Origin of the sequence: Gemmatimonas sp., from assembly GCF_021298855.1 — a bacterium.
Lineage (GTDB): Bacteria > Gemmatimonadota > Gemmatimonadetes > Gemmatimonadales > Gemmatimonadaceae > Gemmatimonas.
Genome location: NZ_JAJTHI010000010.1, coordinates 97,789 through 117,706, shown reverse-complemented (window position 1 = coordinate 117,706; position 19,918 = coordinate 97,789). Strand labels below are relative to the sequence as shown.

At 69.6% G+C, this 19,918-nt stretch carries 11 protein-coding genes; 3 read left to right on the top strand and 8 right to left on the bottom strand.

Features of this window, described 5'->3' with window-relative positions; all coding sequences use genetic code 11:
• Position 1: 1 nt before the first annotated feature.
• The 8 genes from LW840_RS04585 to LW840_RS04550 all read right to left on the bottom strand — a co-directional run bounded on the left by LW840_RS04585 (position 2) and on the right by LW840_RS04550 (position 9,059).
• A complete protein-coding gene (locus LW840_RS04585) occupies positions 2–1,441 on the bottom strand; it encodes a carboxypeptidase regulatory-like domain-containing protein (RefSeq protein ID WP_291260084.1) in 1,440 nt (479 codons plus the stop codon).
• A 160-nt stretch (positions 1,442–1,601) separates the two neighbouring features.
• On the bottom strand, positions 1,602–2,996 hold the full coding sequence (locus LW840_RS04580) for a heterodisulfide reductase-related iron-sulfur binding cluster (RefSeq protein ID WP_291273098.1): 1,395 nt from the start codon (positions 2,994–2,996) through the stop codon (positions 1,602–1,604).
• Positions 2,977–4,113: an FAD-binding protein gene (locus tag LW840_RS04575; RefSeq protein WP_291276494.1), complete on the bottom strand. Its 1,137-nt coding sequence runs from the start codon at positions 4,111–4,113 to the stop codon at positions 2,977–2,979. Before LW840_RS04575 ends, LW840_RS04580 begins: the two co-directional genes overlap by 20 nt.
• On the bottom strand, positions 4,106–5,542 hold the full coding sequence (locus tag LW840_RS04570) for an FAD-linked oxidase C-terminal domain-containing protein (RefSeq protein WP_291267546.1): 1,437 nt from the start codon (positions 5,540–5,542) through the stop codon (positions 4,106–4,108). The genes LW840_RS04575 and LW840_RS04570 overlap by 8 nt, the downstream gene beginning before the upstream one ends.
• Positions 5,543–5,602: 60 nt before the next feature.
• Positions 5,603–5,980, bottom strand: a complete 378-nt coding sequence (locus LW840_RS04565; protein WP_291260080.1) for a response regulator — start codon at positions 5,978–5,980, stop codon at positions 5,603–5,605.
• A gap of 199 nt (positions 5,981–6,179) precedes the next feature.
• On the bottom strand, positions 6,180–7,088 hold the full coding sequence (locus LW840_RS04560) for an RNA polymerase sigma factor RpoD/SigA (protein WP_291260079.1): 909 nt from the start codon (positions 7,086–7,088) through the stop codon (positions 6,180–6,182).
• Positions 7,089–7,391: 303 nt separating this feature from the next.
• Entirely contained in the window at positions 7,392–8,504 is a 1,113-nt protein-coding gene (gene aroB, locus LW840_RS04555; RefSeq protein ID WP_291276493.1) for a 3-dehydroquinate synthase, read from the bottom strand.
• A 9-nt stretch (positions 8,505–8,513) separates the two neighbouring features.
• Entirely contained in the window at positions 8,514–9,059 is a 546-nt protein-coding gene (locus tag LW840_RS04550; protein WP_291269657.1) for a cob(I)yrinic acid a,c-diamide adenosyltransferase, read from the bottom strand.
• Between the two features lie 85 nt (positions 9,060–9,144).
• Here LW840_RS04550 and LW840_RS04545 point away from each other — a divergent pair, with 85 nt between their 5' ends.
• The 3 genes from LW840_RS04545 to LW840_RS04535 all read left to right on the top strand — a co-directional run bounded on the left by LW840_RS04545 (position 9,145) and on the right by LW840_RS04535 (position 19,907).
• The gene (locus tag LW840_RS04545) at positions 9,145–11,379 is read left to right on the top strand and encodes a BamA/TamA family outer membrane protein (protein WP_291276492.1); all 2,235 of its coding nucleotides are present in this window, start codon (positions 9,145–9,147) and stop codon (positions 11,377–11,379) included.
• Positions 11,380–11,416: 37 nt separating this feature from the next.
• The gene (locus tag LW840_RS04540; RefSeq protein WP_291276491.1) at positions 11,417–16,003 is read left to right on the top strand and encodes a translocation/assembly module TamB domain-containing protein; all 4,587 of its coding nucleotides are present in this window, start codon (positions 11,417–11,419) and stop codon (positions 16,001–16,003) included.
• A 64-nt stretch (positions 16,004–16,067) separates the two neighbouring features.
• On the top strand, positions 16,068–19,907 hold the full coding sequence (locus LW840_RS04535; protein ID WP_291276490.1) for a PAS domain S-box protein: 3,840 nt from the start codon (positions 16,068–16,070) through the stop codon (positions 19,905–19,907).
• Positions 19,908–19,918: the final 11 nt, after the last annotated feature.

Here is a 19,918-nt window from a genome sequence, read left to right as displayed (position 1 = left end):
CCTACTTCTTCACCGGAGGATCATCCATGCGCGCACCCGTCCAGATGACGGCACTGCCGCAGCCGTTTCGCGTCTGGAACTGCAACGGGATGCTCGCGGTGCGTGCATAGAGCTCGATGGCGCGGACGTCCTTGGGATTGATGATGTTGTCGAGGTCGCCGTCCTCGATGTTCACGTACAGGCCGTTGAGAAAGATGGCCGGCGCGCAATCGCCGGTCATGCCGGTGCCGCGAACCAGCACCCGGTCGCGCCCGAACTGCCCCGGCATCGTGACCACACCGGGAAGCCCGCGGAAAATGTCGCCCATGTAGGTCGGGCCCTTCTTGCGGATCTCCTCCTCGGTGAGGAAGTGGCCAAAGCCCAGCTTGCGGCGGCGTTCGAACTCGTCGAGCGGCACCGCGCGATTGGCGCGCACGCGCAGCGTGTCGATGTTGGTGACGAGCGCGGACAGCGTGAGATCGACCACGGCCTCGCGCGCGGCCTGCAGGTCGGCCGGTGCCCGGTGTGGCTGGAACCCGACGGCACGGGCCTCGACCGTATACGTCCCTTCGGGCAGGTTGGTGAACTGATACTGGCCGGCGGCGTTCGCGCTGGTCTCGACGCCGGTGCCCCACAACGTGATGCGGGCGCCATTCACCGGCTGGCCGCTCTGGTTGCGCGCGATGCCACGCAGCGACGCCTTGCCGGTCAACACGCTCGTCACCCGTGCCGTGCCTCCGGTGCCGCGCGCCTGTTGGCGCACGCCGCGGCCAATGACGAGATCGCGCAGCAGCAGGCCGTTGCCGGGCACCGGCAACTCCACAAAGCCGCTGCTGTCGAGGTCGGCGAAGGCGCGCACGGTGATGGCGGTATTGGGGGGCACGCCGCATACGGCGAACGCGCCGTCGGCGGTGCCGGTGGCGATGCGCACGTTGGGGACGCGCTCGAGGCCTCGTGCCGTGACGCGATTGCTGTTGTACTGTGCGCGCACGCGCGCGGGGACCGGCGGTGGGGACCCGCCGGCGGTGCGTACCGTCCCGAAGAACATGCCGCGCGGCAGTTCCGGCGCGGGGGCGCCACACCGCGCCTCGATGAGCGTGGCGGCCGACGGGGTGGCGAGGGTCAGCACGATCGGATCGCCATTCGTCACGTCCAGACGCAAGAGCTGGCTCTCGACGCCAAGGGAATCGAGAAAAGGGTGGAGAAAGCCGACCAGATACACCCCGGTTGCCACGTCGTCCAGCTGAAACGTGCCCTGCGATGTGGAGGTCGTGGAAAGAATGCGTCCGCTGCCGTCGGCGGCCGTCAGCTGCACCGTGGCGCCGCTCAACCGGCGTGATCGCACGCTGTCCACGATTTCGCCACGCACCCTCGCGCTGACGCGAGCCGGTGCCTGCGCGAATGCCGTTGTGGTCGCCAGCGCGGTGGCCACAGCCGCGCCCACTCCTATCATCCTCATCATGCGGCGATCATACCGCAAAGGCGGCCGGGGGGCCAGCCGCCTCCGTCGCGTTCAGCGCAGGCGGCGCAGTATCCCGTCGACCACGGGGCGCGTCACGAATTCCCGCTCCAGCCCCCGCACGCGCTCGCCGCCAGAGCGTGACCGGAGATGGCATTGGGCGCTATGGTCGCGGGCTCCCTCGCTCTGGATAACTGGCGGCCAGCAGCTCGATGGGATGGGCCACCGTGACGCCGGACCCACTCAGGAGGAGCCCCGCGCCGATCTGCATATGGCAACCGGGATTGCCCGTCGCCACGATCTGGGCGTGGGTGTCGGCAATGCGGGCCAGTTTCGGGGCCAGCACCGCGTCCGAGGTGTCGGGTTCCACGAGATTGTAGATGCCGGCAGAGCCGCAGCACTGATCGGCGTCTTCGAGCGGCACGAGTTCCAGCCCGGGCACCGCCTCGAGCACGGCCATGGGTGGCCGCACCACACGCTGCGCATGCATCTGATGGCACGGCGGGTCGTGCGTGACCCGCAGCCCAATGGGAATGGTGCCCGCGCGCACGCCGGCGGCGGCCAGCAGCTCGCTGACATCGCGGGTGCGGGATGACAGCGCCTCCGCGCGCGCCGACCAGGCCGGATCGTCGTGCAGCAGGTGCCCATACTGCTTGAGCATGGCACCACATCCCGCCGCGTTCACCACGATGAGATCGGCCGCGGTGCGCTCGAACGCGGCGATGTTTTCGCGCGCCAGTGCCCGCGCCCCCTCGAGATCACCAGCGTGGGCATGCAAGGCGCCGCAGCAGCGCTGCCCCTGGGTCTCACACGACCGATACCCGTGGTACGCGAGCACATGCGCCGTGGCGTCGTTGACATGCCGGAAGAGCCCCGACATCACGCACCCTTCGAGCAACGTGACCACGGGGGTCGGTGGTGCTGCGCCCTCGGGGGTCTTCACGTGGGCATCGCCCACCGCGGCCCGTGCGCGTGGGGCAAGGAGGCGACGGCGCCAGGGCGCCGGTGCCGAGGCCGCCAGCATCGCAAAAGGAAAGGCCAGCCGACGCGGAAGCAGACGCGCGAGAACGCGTGGCAGCCCCGTGGCGCGCACCGCGCGCGCACCCGCCAGTGCCGCGCGCAACAGCACATGATGCCGGAACACGGTCAGCACCACCTGCGCCACGCGCGGGATCCCCCGCACGGGACGCATCGTGGCGCGGGTGGCCTCGAGCAGTTCTCCGTAGGGGACGCCGGATGGGCACGCCGTCTCGCAGGCGCGACAGCCGAGACAGCGGTCGAAGTGCCGGGCCACGCCCTCGTCCGCGAGCGCAATCTCGCCGTCCAGGAGGCGGCGCATGAGCACCAGGCGGCCACGTGGCGAGTCGTTCTCGTCTTCGAGATTCACGTACGTGGGGCACGCCGGCAGACAGAAGCCGCAGTGCACGCACGCATCGAGCCCCGCCGCCGCCTGCTGCAGGGGCGTGCCGGGCAGCGCACAGCCCGGCGTCGCGGCGGTCACGTGGGCGGTGGAGGAGGAAATGGACGGCGGCATGGGCTCACGCATCGGGATGGGCACGCGTCGACGGCCGCAACTCGGCGAGGCGATTGAGCACGTCACGGGCATCGAAGGCGCGCTTCACGCCGGCCTCCAGTGGTGTACGCGGCGATTGGTACGGTGCGGACCATGTGCGTCCCTGATCGACCACCACGGTCATCCGGTGCATGGCGCCGCGCGCCGCGGCGAGCCGATACCACGTGGCCATGTCGCGCTCCAGCGTCGCGAGGCCGGTACCGGGCATGACCAGCCGCAGGGAGCCGTGCGCCGGATCGTAGCTGAGCGTGGCCGACTCGAACGCGTCACGCGCGGCGCGAACGAAGGGGACGGCGTCCGATCGATGCGTCCGGGCGCGCAGCACGATCGCCTCCGACGGGGTGGTGCGCAGCGTGCGCCAGGTTTCGTCGTCTGGTGCGTCCCGGACATCGCCCACCGGCAGCGCCCGCAGCCGCGCGTGCAGCGCGCGCACGCGACTGGTGTTGCCGGTGAGCCGCGCCCAGAGTTGCGGCTCCCCGCCGGGGGGACTCACCAGCAGCATGGGCAGCGGCACCCGCTGCGCCAGGACCGCGGGCAGCAGGTCGTCGAGGGCTCCGGTGTCGGCATGCGGCACGGCGGCGCACACCAGCTGATCGACCGGCGGGCGGGCATGCAGGCGCAGGCTCACCTCGGTGATGACACCGAGCGTGCCCCACGCGCCCGTCTGCAACCGCACGAGGTCGAACCCGGCCACGTTCTTCACCACGTGCCCTCCGGCGCGCATGACGACGCCGTCCCCCGTGACGACCTGCACGCCGAGCACGAGGTCGCGCACCCGATGGTCACCCAACGCCAGTGGGGCCGGCGACGCGGTGGCCACGACGGCACCGATCGTGTCGTCGGGGGTGCCGTACGGATCGAGGGCCAGCATCTGCCCGTGTTCCGCCGTGGCCGCCGCGAGTTCGGCGAGGCTCGTTCCCGCCGCCACGGTCACGACCAGATCGCCCGGCGTGTATGCGCGAATGCCACGAAGATGCCGCACCGACAGCGAGGCGGCCGGCGCCCACGGCCCTCCGGCGTGCAGCCAGCTGCCGCCACCCTCGATGCGCAGCGGCGCCGACGTTTCGCGAATCTGCTCGGCCAGCCTGGTGATGTCAGACACGGGACTGTGGGCCACGGGGGCTCGGCCCGGTGGCCCCGTGCCACTCACGGCAACTGTGCACCGGGATCACCTTGCCGGGGTTGGCGCGCGTCTCCGGATCGAAGACCCGTCGCACCCGGCACATCATGTCGAGCGAGTCGGCGTCGAACAGCGATTCCATGTACGGCAGCTTGTCGAGTCCCACCCCGTGCTCGCCGGTAATGGTGCCTCCCGCCGCGATACACGCCTTCATGATCTCGCCCATCGCCTCGTGGACGCGCGCACTCTCTGCGGCGTCGTGCGGGTTGTACGGGATGTTGGGATGCAGATTGCCATCGCCGGCGTGGAACACATTGCATACGCGAACGCCGAACCGGTCGCCGATCTGCTCGATGGCCGCCAGGACCTCGGGAAGCCTGGTGCGGGGCACCACGGCGTCCTGCACGACGAGCGCCGGCGCAAGGCGGCCCATGGCACCGAAGGCCTTCTTGCGGCCCTGCCACAGCCGCGCGCGGTCGGCGGCGTCGGTGGCCACCGCGACCGTTCGGGCGCCGGCCGCACGGCATGCCTCCCGGATGATGGCCACGTCTTCGTCGAGCCCCTCGGACACGCCGTCCACGTCGCAGAGCAGCACGGCCGCCGCGTCCACCGGATATCCCGCCGCGTAGATGCTGGCCTCGACACACCGGATGGTGGCGTTGTCCATCATTTCCAACGCGGCGGGGACGATGCCGCAGGCGATGATGCGGGACACGGCACGCGCGGCGTCGGTGACGCTGGCGAAGTCGGCGAGGAGCGTGTGCACCGCATCGGGGAGCGGGACCAGCTGCACCGTGACTTCCGTGGCGATGCCGAAACAGCCCTCACTGCCAACGAAGGCCCCCAGCAGGTCATAGCCCGACGACTCGGCATACGCCCCACCGAGCCGCGTGACGGTGCCATCGGGGAGCACCACCTCGCACTCCAGCACGTGGTTGAGCGTGACGCCGTACTTGAGGCAGTGAGGGCCGCCGGCGTTTTCGGCAACGTTCCCACCTATCGTACAGGCGGTCTGGCTCGAGGGGTCGGGGGCGTACTGCAGGCCATAGCGTGTCGTCTCGCGCGAGAGACTGGCGTTCACGACCCCCGGCTCGACGCGCGCCAGGCGGTTGACCGGATCGACGTCGAGTATGCGGGTGAGCCGATTCAGGCCGATGAGCACGACGCCGTTGGCGAGTGCGCCCCCCGAGAGGCCGGTGCCGGCGCCGCGCGGTACCCAAGGCGTGCCCGTGTCTGCCAGCGCCCGCACGACGGCGATCACCTCGGCCCGCGAGCCGGGGAGCACCGCCAGCGACGGCGTGGCGCGATATCCCGGCAGGCCGTCGGCATCGTAGGGGGCCAGCTCCGGGGCGCGTGCTTTGACCCACCGTGGGCCAACAATTCCTTCGAGCGTCTCGCGCAGCGCAGTCATGACCGCAAACTGTTGCCGCGGGAGTCGCAGGAGAAGAGGTGCGACAGCTGGGGCAGCGCGTTACGCGCCGGTGATGCGCTCGACGGCCGCGCGCAGGGTGGCGAGGTCGAAGGGCTTCTGCAGCACGTGCGGGTGGGTGTTGAGGACACTCGTCGGCTCAGCGTGCGACACGGCATCGCCCGTCGTCAGCAGCACGCGCGCCGCCAGTGCCGGCTGCTCCCGGCGGAGAGCGTGCACGATCTCTTCCCCCGAGCGCACAGGCAGGTGCAGGTCACAGACAATCACATCGGGAATCGTGGCGTCGGTCACGTTCCGCAACAGGTCGAGGGCACGGCCGCCGTCCGGCGCTTCCGTGACCTGCCACTGCTGCCGCTCGAACCAGCGCTTGAGGGCGAAGCGAATGCCCGGCTCGTCATCGACGATCAACACACGCGGCACGAGGGTGCCTCCCGGGGAGCCAAGGGAAACCGCGGTGCGGACCGTCGGCCTGGTCCGCCATACTGGCGATCAATTCCTGAACCGCACCACGCACAAGGCAATGCCAATCGTCGGTGCACAAACGGGCACGGCCGAGTCCTTGCTGCCGTGCCCGTGTGTGTGCTTGTCCGTCTCCGCTACCAGAGAAGGGGCAGCGCGTTCAGGCGGCGCCCCAGAACCCGGCCAGTGCGTGCCCGTCCGGCGATTCGCGCAGCTTTTCGAAGGCCCGCTCGCGGATCTGGCGGATGCGCTCGCGTGTCACGCCCATGAGAGCGCCGATGCGCTCGAGCGTCATGGCTTCGGCGCCCTCGTCCAGCCCGTAATAGAGGTACAGGATCTTCCGCTCGCGCGGGGTCAGGTACTTGCGGAAGACCCGATCGATGAACTCCCGCATGAGACGGAAATCGGTGCCGTCCTCGATATCGGCGTGCGTTTCCCCGGCGAAGCGCTCACCGAGCGTGGACGCTTCACGATCCTGACGGTCGATCGGTGCATCCAGCGAGACCTCGGTGCTGGTGATCTGGCGGGCGCTGCGCACCTGCTCCACCGGTTCATCGAGCAGCTTGGCCATTTCGGCGTCGGTGGGCTCGCGGTTGAGCACCTGGGAGAGAATCATCTCCCCCCGCGCCATCCGGATGAGCTGCGAATTCTGGTTGAGGGGAATCCGCACGCTGCGCGTCTGTTCCGCCAGCGCCTTGAGCACCGCCTGGCGCACCCACCACACCGCGTAGGAGATGAACTTCACGCCCTGATCCGGGTCGAACTTCCGAACCGCCTTGAGCAGCCCTTCGTTGCCGATGGCCACGAGTTCGGAGAGGTCGAGGCCATGACCCTGATACTTCTTCACGTAGCTGATGACGAACCGCAGATTGGCGGTCACCAGACGCTCCGCCGCACTTTCGTCGCCCTTCTGCGCCAATCGCGCCAGCCGGCGCTCTTCAGCGGCATCGGTGATGAGGGGCAGTTTCTGAATGTCGTGCAGGTACTGGTCGAAGGCCGTGGAAGGCGCGGATCGGAAGAACCCTTTGGAACGGGTCTCGGAAGTCCTGGTCGCTGCGGCTGCCTGCATACGTCCTCGCCGTACGTGTTGCAGAGGTAGGGCCGGGGGTCGCGGCCCGAACTAGGGGTGGGAGCGCCACGATAACGGTCCCGGTCTGGACGGTCAATGAAAATTTTCCCCAGGCGACGAAGAGCGACAGTAAAAAGATAGTATCGCGACAGTTGGCCGAATTTCGTGCAAAAATAGCCGACAATCACATGTGGGATTCATTTCCGGCAAGCGACGTGTCCCGCCCGCAGCCGTGGGGGTGTGGCGGCCTTGCTGCGGTAACCGCGGCCCCGGACCTGCGTTCGGGGCCGCCTTGGCTTCCGGTCAAGCCGGCGCGCCGGCGGACTCGGTGAGGGCGGTCATGACCACTTCGTCGGGTACCGGTACGGCCCAGCGCCCCTCCGCCGCCTCCATTTCGCCAATGGCGCGCGGAAGCGCGTAACGCGCCGCCCCACCGCGCGCCTTCTTGTCGCCGTGTGTCTCGGCCACCACCGCCGCCAGATCGATCCCCGGCGGGAGCGTCGCTGGCAGCCCGGCGCGCTGGACGGCGTCGCGTATCGACCGCGAGAGTCCCTGGTGCGCAAGGCCGATCTGTTCGGCAAGCCGTGCTTCGACCACCATCCCCATGGCGACCGCCTCGCCGTGCAGCATGTCGTACTGTCGCACCTTTTCAATGGCGTGGGCGATGGTATGGCCGAAGTTGAGGATCTGTCGCAGTCCTCCCTCGCGGGTATCCTCGGCCACCACGTGGGCCTTGAGGTGCACGCTGCCGGCGATGAGTGTGTCCAGCCCGTTGGCCTTGGCGCCCTGCCGGACGATGTCGGGGAGGGCTGCGAGCACCTGTTCGAAGTAGCTCGCGTCGGCAATCACCCCGTGCTTGAGCATCTCGGCAAGTCCGCTCCGCAGCACGGCCGGGGGCAGCGTCTCGAGCACCTGCGGGTCGATGACCACGGCGGACGGATTGTGAAACGCACCCACGAGGTTCTTCCCGGCCGGGGTGTCCACGGCCGTCTTCCCGCCAACGGACGCGTCCACCATCGCGAGCAGCGTCGTGGGGACCTGCACGACGGGAAGCCCCCGCATGAACGTGGCGGCAACGAAGCCGGCCAGATCGCCCACCACTCCGCCGCCCAGCGCAATGATGGTCGTATCACGTCCGGCCCCCCATGCCACCAGGGCGTCGGTCAGTTCGGCCCAGCGCGCCCGGGTCTTTTCCTGCTCCCCGGGGGGAATGGTGAACAGCTGGACCGGTACGCCGGCACACTGCGCCAGTATCGCGCTGGCATGGTGGGCCCCCACGACGCGGTCGCTGATGATCGCGACCCGATGCGCAGGCGCCGTGTCGCGCACGACGGCGCCCACTTGGGCCAGGACCCCGTTGGTGCAGTACACGGGGTAGCCAAGCGGCAGCGCGAGCGGCGTGGGGAGTGCGCCCATGTCAGCGCATCACCAGGTGACTTCGCCGGCTCCGGCGCGCTTGTTGGCAACACGGGCCAGCATGAACAGGAGATCCGAGAGCCGGTTGAGGTAGATCACCACGAGGTGCGGCAGCTCCACCTCGCTGGCCAGGTGCACCACGCGGCGCTCGGCGCGCCGGCACACGGTGCGGGCCACGTGCAGCGCCGCCGCCTTGGGGGTACCGCCGGGAATGATGAAGCTGCGCAGGGGCTCCAGCTCCTGCTCGCACGCGTCGATTGCCTTTTCGAGCTCATCGATGCGGCCTTCGTCGATGCGGGCCTTGGTGAGATGGTCGCGCATCTTCTCGAGGTCCGGGGTCGCCAGCAGCGCGCCGATGGCGAAGAGGTCGCGCTGAATGGGGACGAGCACCTCGTCGATGCGCGGGATCATCTGGATGGAGCGAGCCAGACCCAGCGAGGCATTCAGCTCGTCCACGTCACCGTACGCGTCGACACGGGGGTGATCCTTGCCTACGCGGCCGCCGCCAAAGAGAGCGGTCGCGCCTTCGTCACCGGAGCGGGTATAGATCTTCATGCCGCAAGATAGCGGATGCCGCTCCAAAGCCGCAGGTCGAGGTTGACGGGCTCCCTGAGCCACGTGAGGTTTCGCACTATAGAACGTGCGATTATCTCCCCGCTTCCTTGCCGCGCTCGCTGCGCTGTGGTGTGCCGCGCCGGTCGCCGCCCAGGACCTGTCCTGCGAACGTGGTGACCGCGAGGTGCGGTCGCTGCGCTTTGTCGGCAACCGTGAGTACTCCGCGGCGGTGCTGGCGAGCACCGTGGCCACGCTGCCGTCGACGCTCCCGGGGGTGCCGCTGGTCGGTACCCGGCGCTGCCTCGATCCGGTCGAGTTCGCGCGGGATATCCGCCGGCTGGAGACGCTGTACCGGCGGCGCGGGTACCCTGACGTGCGGGTGGACACCGTGGTCCGCGTGGTGCGCCCAGCCGTCATCGATATCGAGTTCCAGATCGCCGAAGGGGAACCGATGCGGGTCTCGGCGTTCGCCATCCGCGGGATCGAGCGCGACGAGGCATTGGGCACGGCGGCCCGCGACTTCCCGCTCCGCACGGGCCTGTTGTTCGACCGGAGCGCCCTGGAGGCAGGTCGCGATACGCTCGTCCGGCGCCTGCGCAATCTCGGTTGGCCGCAGGCCGAGGCGCTGCTGGCCTACACCACCGACGTGCGGGCACGGACGGCCGATGTGGAGGTCACGGTGGTGCCGGGGGCGCGGGCGCGGGTCGGACGCATCGCGATCGCCGTGGACACGAGTCTGGGCGCGCGCACGGTCTCCGACGCCACCATCCGGCGGACCATGGCGTTGCGCTCGGGCGACTGGTACTCGGTGCGCCGCATCATCGATGCCCAGCGCAACCTCTACCAGACCGACGCCTTTCAGCGCGTGGAGCTGCAGCCCGACAGTGTGCAACCGCCGGGGGACACCATCGTCAACCTGACCGCGCGCCTCGTTGTGGGCGACCGCTTTGCGGCGCGCGGGGGCGTGGGCTGGGCCACCCTCGACTGCTTCCGCGCGCAAGGGTCGCTCACCGACCGGGATTTCCTGCCCTATGCCCAGCGGCTGGAGCTCACCGCGCGGGTCAGCAAGATCGGTCTGGGGGCGCCGCTCGACGGTGCCGATGACTTCTGCCAGGGACAGGCGCGCAGCGACCCCTACAGCCGCACGCTCAACTACTACACGTCGATGACGTTGCGCCAGCCGGTGCGAGCCGACCAGGCCCGGGTGCCGTCGCTCACCGTGTTCAGCTCGACGCTCTCGGAGTTCAAGGCGTATCTGCGACGCACGCCCATTGGTGGCGTGCTCTCGCTTTCGGATCCCTTTGCCCGGCGGCCCTCGCCCCGCACGCCCAGTACGCTCTCGTATCAGCTGGAACTGGGGCGCACCGAGGCGGAGCCGGCGTTCTTCTGCGCGGTGTTCAACGCGTGCGACAACGATCTGCGCAGTTTCCTGCAGCGCAACAACCGTCTGGCCGCCGTGGAGTTCTCGCTGTCGCGCGAACGGCTGAACGACGCGGTCAGACCCACGGGCGGGACCATCGTGCGCGCCACGCTGCGTCACGCCAGCACGTGGATCGGCTCGGACGCCACGCAGCAGTTCAATCGCGCCTCCGGCGATGTGTCGTGGTACCGGCAGGTGGCCGGGGCGACGATCACCGCCCACGTCCGCGCCGGCCTTGTGCAGGGGCTGGGGACCGGCAGCGGATTCGCCGGCTTCATCCCGCCGCAGGAGCGGCTCTATGCCGGTGGCCCGACCACGGTGCGAGGGTTTCGGCAGAACGAACTGGGCCCCGCCGTGTACATCGTGAGTGACTTCACCACGGAGACGGTGAACGGCGTGACGTACTTCCGTGCCGACCAGCGCGCCGTCACCGAGCGCGTGGTGCCCACGGGTGGCAACACGCTGGTCGTGGGCAACCTCGAGGCGCAATGGGCGAGTCCCGTGCTCCCGCGCCTGCTGCAGCTGGCCGCCTTTGCCGACGCCGGGCGACTCTGGAACCGGGGGGGCAGTGCGCTGCGCGCCGACGGGCCGGTGGTGAAGATCACCCCCGGGTTGGGCGTGCGGGTCGCATCGCCGTTCGGCGCGGTGCGCATCGACTTCGGGTACAATCCGTACGAACTGCCGGCCGGGGCGGCCTACTTCAACGCGCGGCCACAAGGCGGGGTGGCCCCGCTCTATTGCGTCAGTCCCGGCAACACCCTGGCGGTGACGCCCGCCGCGGCCGATGGCCAGCTGGCGGCGCAGGCGGCCGGCGGCTGTCCAGCCACGTATCGGCCGGTGCGGCGTACGGGGTTCTTCCGCCGGCTCAATCCCAGCATCTGGATCGGGCAGGCCTTCTGATGCCGGGCACCGCCGCCGCCGCCGGGGGGCTCCCCTAATGGCACCACGCCGCCGCACCATCGTGCTGGGCACCGCCGCCGTCCTGCTGTCGCTGCTGGCGACCGTGGTGGGCGGCGTCGTGGCCCTCACGCAGACCGTGCGCGGCCGCGCGCTCATTCTGCGCACGGTGATGCCGCTGGCACGGGCTGCCATACCGGGGCGGCTCTACGTGGGCGCGGTGGGCGGGAATCTCTTCAGCGACATCACCATCGACAGCGTCGATGTCCGGGCGCCCGACGGGACCCCGTTTCTCAGCACGGGGCCGATCCGCCTCAGCTACGATCCGCGCGATCTGCTCGACGCGCGCATCGTGGTGAAGTCGCTCGAGGTCACGCGACCGGTGATCACCCTCATCGACTACGGCAAGGACGACTGGAACTGGCGTCGCGCGCTGCAGCGTACCCCGCGCCGCCGCCGTGAGCCAGGCACGACCCGGTTCGGCACGTACATCGTGATCGACACCACGGCGCTCCACGAAGTGACCTTCGTGATGCGGCTCCCCTGGCAGTTGGCCGACTCCCTGCGCGGGGCCAAACGCGACAGTGCGCTGGCGTACAACCTGGGGCGCCTCGACGGGGAGGTGCGACGGGAGGATGGCCGGCTCGTGCGTGTGCACCGCTTCGTGCGCGGCAATCTGGCGCTGGGGCGTTCGTGGCTTGCTCACCCCGACACGGCCGGCATGCGCTTCCCGGTGCGCCGTCTCGACGTGATGTGGATCCATCCGCCCTTCTGGTTCAAGGATCTGTCGGGCGATTTCCGTCGTCTCGGCGATTCCCTGTGGGTGGAGAATGCCCGTTTCGACCTGCCGCGCAGCACCGCGCGCGGCGGCGCCAAGATCGTCTGGGGCGGCAACCGCCCCGTGCGCTACGATGTGCGCCTGCGTCTCGACAGCGTGGCCCTGAGCGATCTCGCGTGGATCGACGAGACCGTACCGCACACCGGGGGCGGCAGCGCCATGCTCACCATGCGCAACGACCCGCGCGATCTCAACATCATCGACTACGCGATCACCGACATGGACGCGCGGTCGCTGAAGTCGCGACTGCGGGGCTCGATGACGTGGGGCGTGGGTGGCGTCGTGACGCGGCTGACCAATGTGAATCTCGACCTGCAGCCCGCCCACACCGATCTGCTGCGCTGGTTCAACGGAGAACCCTTCCCCTATGACTGGCGCGGCGCCGTGCGCGGGACGCTCCGCGCCAGCGGTGGCTACGTGACCGACTGGGCGCTCGATGAGGCACGGGTGACGTTCGAGGACGAACACGTGCCGGGCGCCATCTCACGGGCACGGGCCAGGGGACGCCTCGACCTCTTCCGGCCCGCCGAAGCCATCCTCAAGGGGGTGGACCTCACGATCGACCAGCTCGATTTCCGCACCCCGCGGTTCGTGAACCCGCTCTTCGCGGAGCTGGGCGGCTTTGCGCGTGGCGTGGTGCGACTCGACTCCCTGTGGTACGACGCGCGCTTCAGCAAGGCGGATCTCGAGCTCGTGGATGGCCCCGGGCAACCCTCGCGCTTCACCGGTGCCGGCCGCTACACGCTCGTCACGGAAGGGGTCAGGTTCGATGTGGATCTCGAGGCGTTGCCGCTCTCCTACACCACCTTGTCGCGCTCCTATCCCAACATGCCGCTGCGCGGCAGTGCCGTGGGACGCATTCGGGCCATGGGCATGGCCGACCGGTTCGACCTGAACACCACCCTCTCCGGTGAAGGGGGCGAGGTGAGCTTCACCGGCGTGGCCGATGCGCTGGAACCGGTGATGGGGGCGGCCGGAGACTGGCGAGTCCGCGGCGGCAACCTGCAGGCGTTGTTCGGCAGCAGCAGCCTCCCCACGTCGACGCTCAACATGGCGGGCACGGTCGACCTGAAGGGCACCGTCAACGAGTCGGGGGTCTTCCGCAACGACAGCTTCACCGGGCCGCTGCGGGCGACGATCGATCAGTTCTCGCGGATCGCCGATGCGCGGGTCTTCGGGGGGAGCGCCGCGCTGCGTTTCGACCAGGGCGTTGTGCGGGTCGACACGCTGACGCTGGAAAGCTCGGCGGCGCGCCTCACGGCCCGCGGCGGCGTGGGTCTGGCCGAGGCCAAACGCGATTCGCTGATGCTGTCGGTGCACGTCGACTCCCTCGGCGGGCTGCGCCCGTGGCTCTCGCCCACCGATACCGGTACGCGCCCGCTGGTCCTGCCCACCGACACGCTGCGCGGTAGCGTGGAGGTGTCGGGCGTCCTGCGCGGCTCCATCGACACGCTGGATACGCGAGGGCTCGACCTGCAACTGCGGGCCGACGTGAGTGATCTCGTGGTCGCGAGTTCGCGCGCCATCCGCACGGCCTTCGACCTCGACGTACGGGATGTGCTGCGTGGCGCGAACGGCCTCTTCACGGCGTCCGCGGATTCGGCCTACGTGGCGGGCATCGACGTGGCCGCCGCGACGGCGCGTGCCACGCTCAAGGGCGGACTCGCCGATCGGTTCACCTTCGCCTTGCGCACGCCGTCGGAGTCGCGCGTGGCGATCGCCGGTGGGGTCACGCGGCGTGGGGATTCCACCGAAGTGCGCCTGGACACGCTCACGGTGCGCGTCGATACCCTGGGCGCGCGACCGCGCGGCTTCACCTTGGCCGGCCCGTCGACCCTGCGGTGGCAACCCGACGGCGAGGGGGCGCTGGACTCCCTGGTGCTGCAGCACACCGACACGGGGCGCTTGGCCGTGCGCGGACGGGTGGCGGCCGGTGGCGCGGTCAGCGCCAGCGTCGCGGTGACCCGCTTGCCGCTCAATGATGTCGGTCGCCTCCTGCGCCGCTCAGGGCTCGACCAGGGCGCGCTCACGGCGCAGGGCGTCGTCAGCGGAACGCGCGAGCAACCGCAGCTCACGGGGGCGGTCGCGCTTGCCGATGCCGTGGTCGGCCGGGTGCGCCTCGGCGACCTGAGCGTGCAGGCGCGGTACGACTCGCTGCGGCTCACCCTCAACGGCGCCCTGCGCCTGCGCGGCGTCGATGCCGTGCGGGCCACGGCTTCACTGCCCCTCGATCTGGCGCTTGCCGCCCGCACTACGCGCCGGATCGACGAGCCGCTGGCGGGGCGCATCACCGCCCAGCGTACCGACCTGTCGCTGCTCGAAGCGCTCTTCCCGGATGTCACGCGGGCCGCGGGAACGCTGGAAAGCGATGTGCAGCTCACCGGCACCTGGAATCGTCCACGCCTGCGTGGCCAGGTGCGCATGGACAGTGCGGCGCTCACGCTGGCGAATCTCGGCATTCGTCTGGAGCGCGCCACCGCCGACATCGGGCTGACCGGCGACAGCATCCTCATTCGGCGCTTCGGCGCCGTGAGTGGTGCCCTCACCGATACCCTTGGCCTGTCCGGGGTGATCAGCATTGCCGAGATCGCCAAGCCATCGTTCAACCTGCGTCTGGCCGCCAACAACTTCCTTGCCGTGGACAAGGCGCGCACGGCGACGCTCACCGTGAGCACGCCCACACCGGTCGTGCTGACCGGCTCGAGCGATGCGGCCCGCCTCCGTGGCGCCGTGCGTGTCGATCGCGGGCGCGTGTACATCAGCCAACTCACCCAGCGTCGCGCGCTCGACCTGAGCGACAATCTCGATCTCGTGGATACGTCGCAGCTGGTGATGAATGCGCTGCTGCCGAACGCCCCGAGCGCGCTGGTGCGCAACCTGCAACTCGACGACGTGCGCATCGGCATCGGCGATGATGTGTGGCTGCGCTCCCCCGAGGCGAATCTCAAGTTGGGCGGGCAGCTTCGCGTGACCCAGGCACTATCCCGTGACGGGCGCGCCGCGCGACTGGCGCTGGCCGACTCGCTCACCGTCGAACGTGGCACGTACCAGCTCAACCTCGGGCTGGCCCGGCCAACCTTCGAGGTCGAACGTGGACTCGTGCGGTTCTTCGGTGATCCGGAGCTGCAGCCCACCCTCGACATCGCGGCGTTGCATACGGTCCGCGAGACGCGGGCGAACTCCAACCAGCAATTCGTGCGCATCCGCGTGAACATCGGCGGGACGGTCGATCGCCCCACGCTGGCGCTCACCAGTGCCGACAATCCGCCGCTCCCCGAGAGCGATATGCTCAGCTACCTCGTCACCGGCGAACCGGCGTACACCGTGCTGGGGAGCACGTACGCCGAGCAGGGGGCCACGTTGGCGCTGCGCCTGGCCGGATCGTACCTGTCGAGCCGGCTGGCCGGCGGCCGCTTCGACGTGGTCCAGGTGGAACCCACGGCCCTCAATCCGGGTGACGCGGCCAATCTCCGCCAGAACGGCCTCGGCATTCTGGCCTCCACACGCGTCGGGGTTGGCGGACAGGTGGCCCGCAACACCTTCCTCACCTTCAGTACCGGCCTGTGCGGGCTGGCCCCGCAGAGTGGCGGCAACGGCGATGCCCTCTCGCTCTTTGCCCAGGGACTCGGCGTCAAGGTGGAGCGACGCTTCGAGGGGGGGCTTTCCGTCTCGGCAGGGGTGGAGCCCGGCTCGAGCGCCCAGGCCTGCGGCCGGGCGGGGATCAGCCGCACCTTCCAGCAGACACCGCCGCAGGTGGGAATCGACTTTTTCCGTTTCTGGACCTTCTAGGCACCGTGGGGTCTGCCGCGACGACGTTTCGCGGCCACGGGGATCGTCGTCCTTGCGGTACCCTATGCTCCGCGCCTCCACACCCGCCGCCGCATCCGCGACCCGCCCCCTCCCCGCCATTCTCGACGCGATCGATCGCGCCGAGTCGACCGGGGCGCGGGTTCAGATTGCGGCAAATGCCCTGTACGACCTGGGCTTCGATCGGGTGGTCATCTCGCTGCGTGATGCGTCGCTCAACCCGACGGTGGTGGCCCAGGCCGGCAGCCCTGATCTCACGTCACTCACGGGCTTCGGGCTCAAGCCCCTGCCCGGGGCCGTGTGGCGCCGGCGTCTCTCGCATCTGGAACGCTTCCGGGTGGGCGACCTGTACCTGCTCAATGGCAGCGATCCGTGGGTCGCCCGGGAGTTCTTCGGCACGGAACCGACCCCGGGCGGTGACGGTGACGAGTGGCTGCCCACCGATCTGCTGGTGGCCGTCATGCGTGGGCCGAAGGGCGAAGTGGTCGGCACCATGAAGCTGGCGGGGGCACGCGATGGTCGCCGCCCGGACGACCGGCGGCTGGGCGAGATCGAAGCGGTCGCGCGCCACCTCACTGCCCGGGTGGCCTACGACGCGCTCGAAGCGCTGGCGCTCCAGCGCCATGAGCGCCTCACGCTGTTGCAGGAGGCCGGCGCGTCGCTCACGCGGTCGCTCGACGAGCAGGAGATCATGCGGGAGCTCGCGCGGCAGGTCCAACGAGCCATCCGCTGTGATGGCGTCGCCGTGCTCGTCCCTGATCTCCACCACGACACTCTCGCGACCGCGCTGCGGCTGGTCCGCGGCGTCGAGCGCCCGCGCAGCCCCGTGCGGTTGGGCGATGGGATCGTGGCCGAGGTGGCGCGGACCGGCCGTCCCGTGCGTGTTGGTGACCGCGAGGCGGACAAGGCTCGCGAGAAGGCCGGCATTGCGCCGCCGGTGTCGATGTACGACGTCGTCGGCGAATCGGGCGTGGCCACCAGCGTGGTGGCGGTCCCCATTCGCGTGGGCATCCGATTGCTCGGCGTGCTGGCCGTGCACTCCACCAGCCCGGATGTCTACACGGCCGAAGACGAAGAGATGCTGGCCACCATGGCCTCGCAGGTGGCCACCGCCATTGCCAACGCACGACGGTACGCCGAGAGCGAGCGGGAACGCCGCACCACCGAGGCGCTGGCCGACGTGGCGCGTGCCGTCGGCGAGTCGCTGCGGCTTGGTGAGGTCCTGCGTCTCATCCTGCGCCATGCCGTCTCGCTGCTGAGCGTCGAGGGCGCGTGCATCGCGCTGCGCACGGGTGACTATCTCCATATTGTGGCGGCCATCGGCAGCGCCGATGTCCTGGGCGGCGTGCATCTGCCCGTCAACGCGAGCCTCATCGGTCGCTCGGTGCTGACCAACGAACTCATTCTCATGAATGAGTCCGGGGGCGATGACGCGCTGAACCGGCTGGTTCAGCATCTCCTGCGCATTCAGCGCTCGGTCATTGCGCCGTTCGTGACCGGACGCGGCACCATTGGCGCCATCGCCATCCTCAACCGCGAGCGTCCGTTCGACGCGGAGGACGCCAAGGTCCTGCAGCGACTGGCCGATCAGGTCGCGGTCGCCATCGTGAATGCGCGACTGTTCGAGGAAATCGAACGCGCCACCCGCGAGTGGAAGGTGGCCTTCGACAGCACCGCCAACGGCATCGTGGTACTCGAGGAATCGCTCACGGTGAGCCGCTGCAACAGTCGCGCAGCGGAACTGTGCGGATTCAGCATTCCCGGGCTCCTGGGCCGGCGCTTTCGCGAAGCCCTCGTGGGCAGCGGAGACTCCGACGAAGGCCGGCAACTTGACGCCTTCATCGATCGTGCCCTCACCGATGGCGTACCGGTGCGGGAGACGGTGCGCGACATGGCCACCGGCCGCCTCTTCTCACTGCTTGCGGCCTCGCACCCGGACGGGGGGTGCGTCATCACCTTCGATGACGTGACGGAGACGGCGCGTCTCGCCGAGCAGCACCGCAAGGTGCTCGAGACGGTGTCCGATGCGATCATCATCACCGGCCTCGACGGGCGCATCACCTTTGCCAACCCGGCTGCGCACCTGCTGGTGGGCCGCGGGAATCTCGTGGGCGCGCTGAACATCGATCTCGTCGTACCCGGCGGCGTGGAAGCACTCGAGCGCGAGGAGCTGGCCACGCGACAGGGACTGGCGCGTCGCTACGAATGCGAAGTGCAGCGTGCCGACGGCACGACGCGCACCGTGCAGGTGAGCAGCGCGCCCCTCTACGAACTGAACGAGGTGACCGGCACGGTGTCGTGTCTGCGGGACGTGACCGAGCAGCGCGCCGACGCGCTGGCGCGTCACCGCAGTGAGGAGTTGTACCGTCGCCTCATCGACAACGCCATCGACGCCATCTTCACGGTGGCGTCGGACGGCACGTTCACCTCGGTGAATCCCGGGTTTCTCGCGGAGGCCGGGCTGCCTGCGGAGCAGGTGCTCGGTACGCATTTCCTGACGCTGGTCGATCCCGTGGATCGCGGCCTCGCCGAGCGGGAGATGCGCGCCACGCTGGCCGGGAACCGTCGCCGCCTCCAGCTGCGCTGCCTTGGGCACGCCGGCTCGCGTCTCACGCTCGTCACCACCGCCCCGCTTCTGGAAGACGGCGTCGTGGTGGGGGCGCTGGGCATCGTGCGCGACATCACGAACGATGAGATGAGGCATGAAGCCTCGCTGCAGCAGGCGCGACTGGCCGCCGTGGGGCAATCGCTGGGGCGGGTGGCCAATGAGTTGAACAACCCGCTTGCCAGCCTGCTTGCCGTCGCGGAGCTCCAGCTGTCGTCTCCCTCGCTCGGGGCGGAGGACCGCCGCGCGGTTGAACAGATCGCCGAGGAGGCGCGCCGCGCCAGCCGCATCGTGGGGCAGTTGCTCGATACCACCGGTGAGGCGCCGCAGCTCGGCGGCACCCGCGTGCCGGTGGATGTGAACACGGTGCTGCGTCGCGTGCTCGACCACCACGGCTATACGCTGCGCGCCATCGACGCGTCGGTGCGGATTGCGCTGGAGCCCAGGCTCTGCCTCGTCAACGGCGACGCGCTGCAGCTGCAGCAGGTCGTCTCGAATCTGCTGGCCAATGCGGAGCAGGCGCTCAGCGAGCACCGCGGCCTACGTGAGGTGCGGGTCACTTCGGCCATCCACGGCGACGAGGTCCGGGTCACCATCGAGGACAGCGGGCCCGGCATTCTCCCGGCGCACGTGGAGCGGGTACTGGAACCCATGTTCACGACCCGCGGGGCGCTTGGGCATCGTGGACTGGGGCTGACCATCACCCACACCATCGTGCGCGACCATGGTGGACAGGTTCACGTCCACTCCGAGCCGGGACAGGGGGCGCGGTTCACGCTCACCTTTCCCGCGCTGGTGGAAGGCACTGCGCCCACCCCGCCGCCAGCACGTCGCACGCCGGCTGGCGCTACCGCGGTCGCGGCGGCGCCGGACGGCACGCTCGCGGCCAGTGCGGTCCCGGTTCCTGCTGCCGCCTCGATCCTGCTGATCGAGGACGAGCCGACGCTCCGGGCCGCGATCAGCCGATTCCTGCGCGGGCAGCACTACGACGTGCAGGTGGCCGACAGTGGCAGCGCGGCGCTCGACCTGGTGAGCGCCCGGCGCTTCGATCTCATCCTGCTCGATCTCCGCATGACGGGGATCTCCGGCGAGGATGTCTACGACTCCATGCGGGCTGCGCACCCGGACCAGGCGCAACGCGTGGTGTTCATGACGGGTGATCTGCACAGCGCGGCGGCCTCGCGCTTCATCCGCGCCACGGGACGCCCCGTGCTGGCCAAGCCCTTCACGCTGGACGAGTTGGCCACCCGCATCGACCAGCTTCTGGCCCCCGGGCGCTGAGCCGGCGGAGG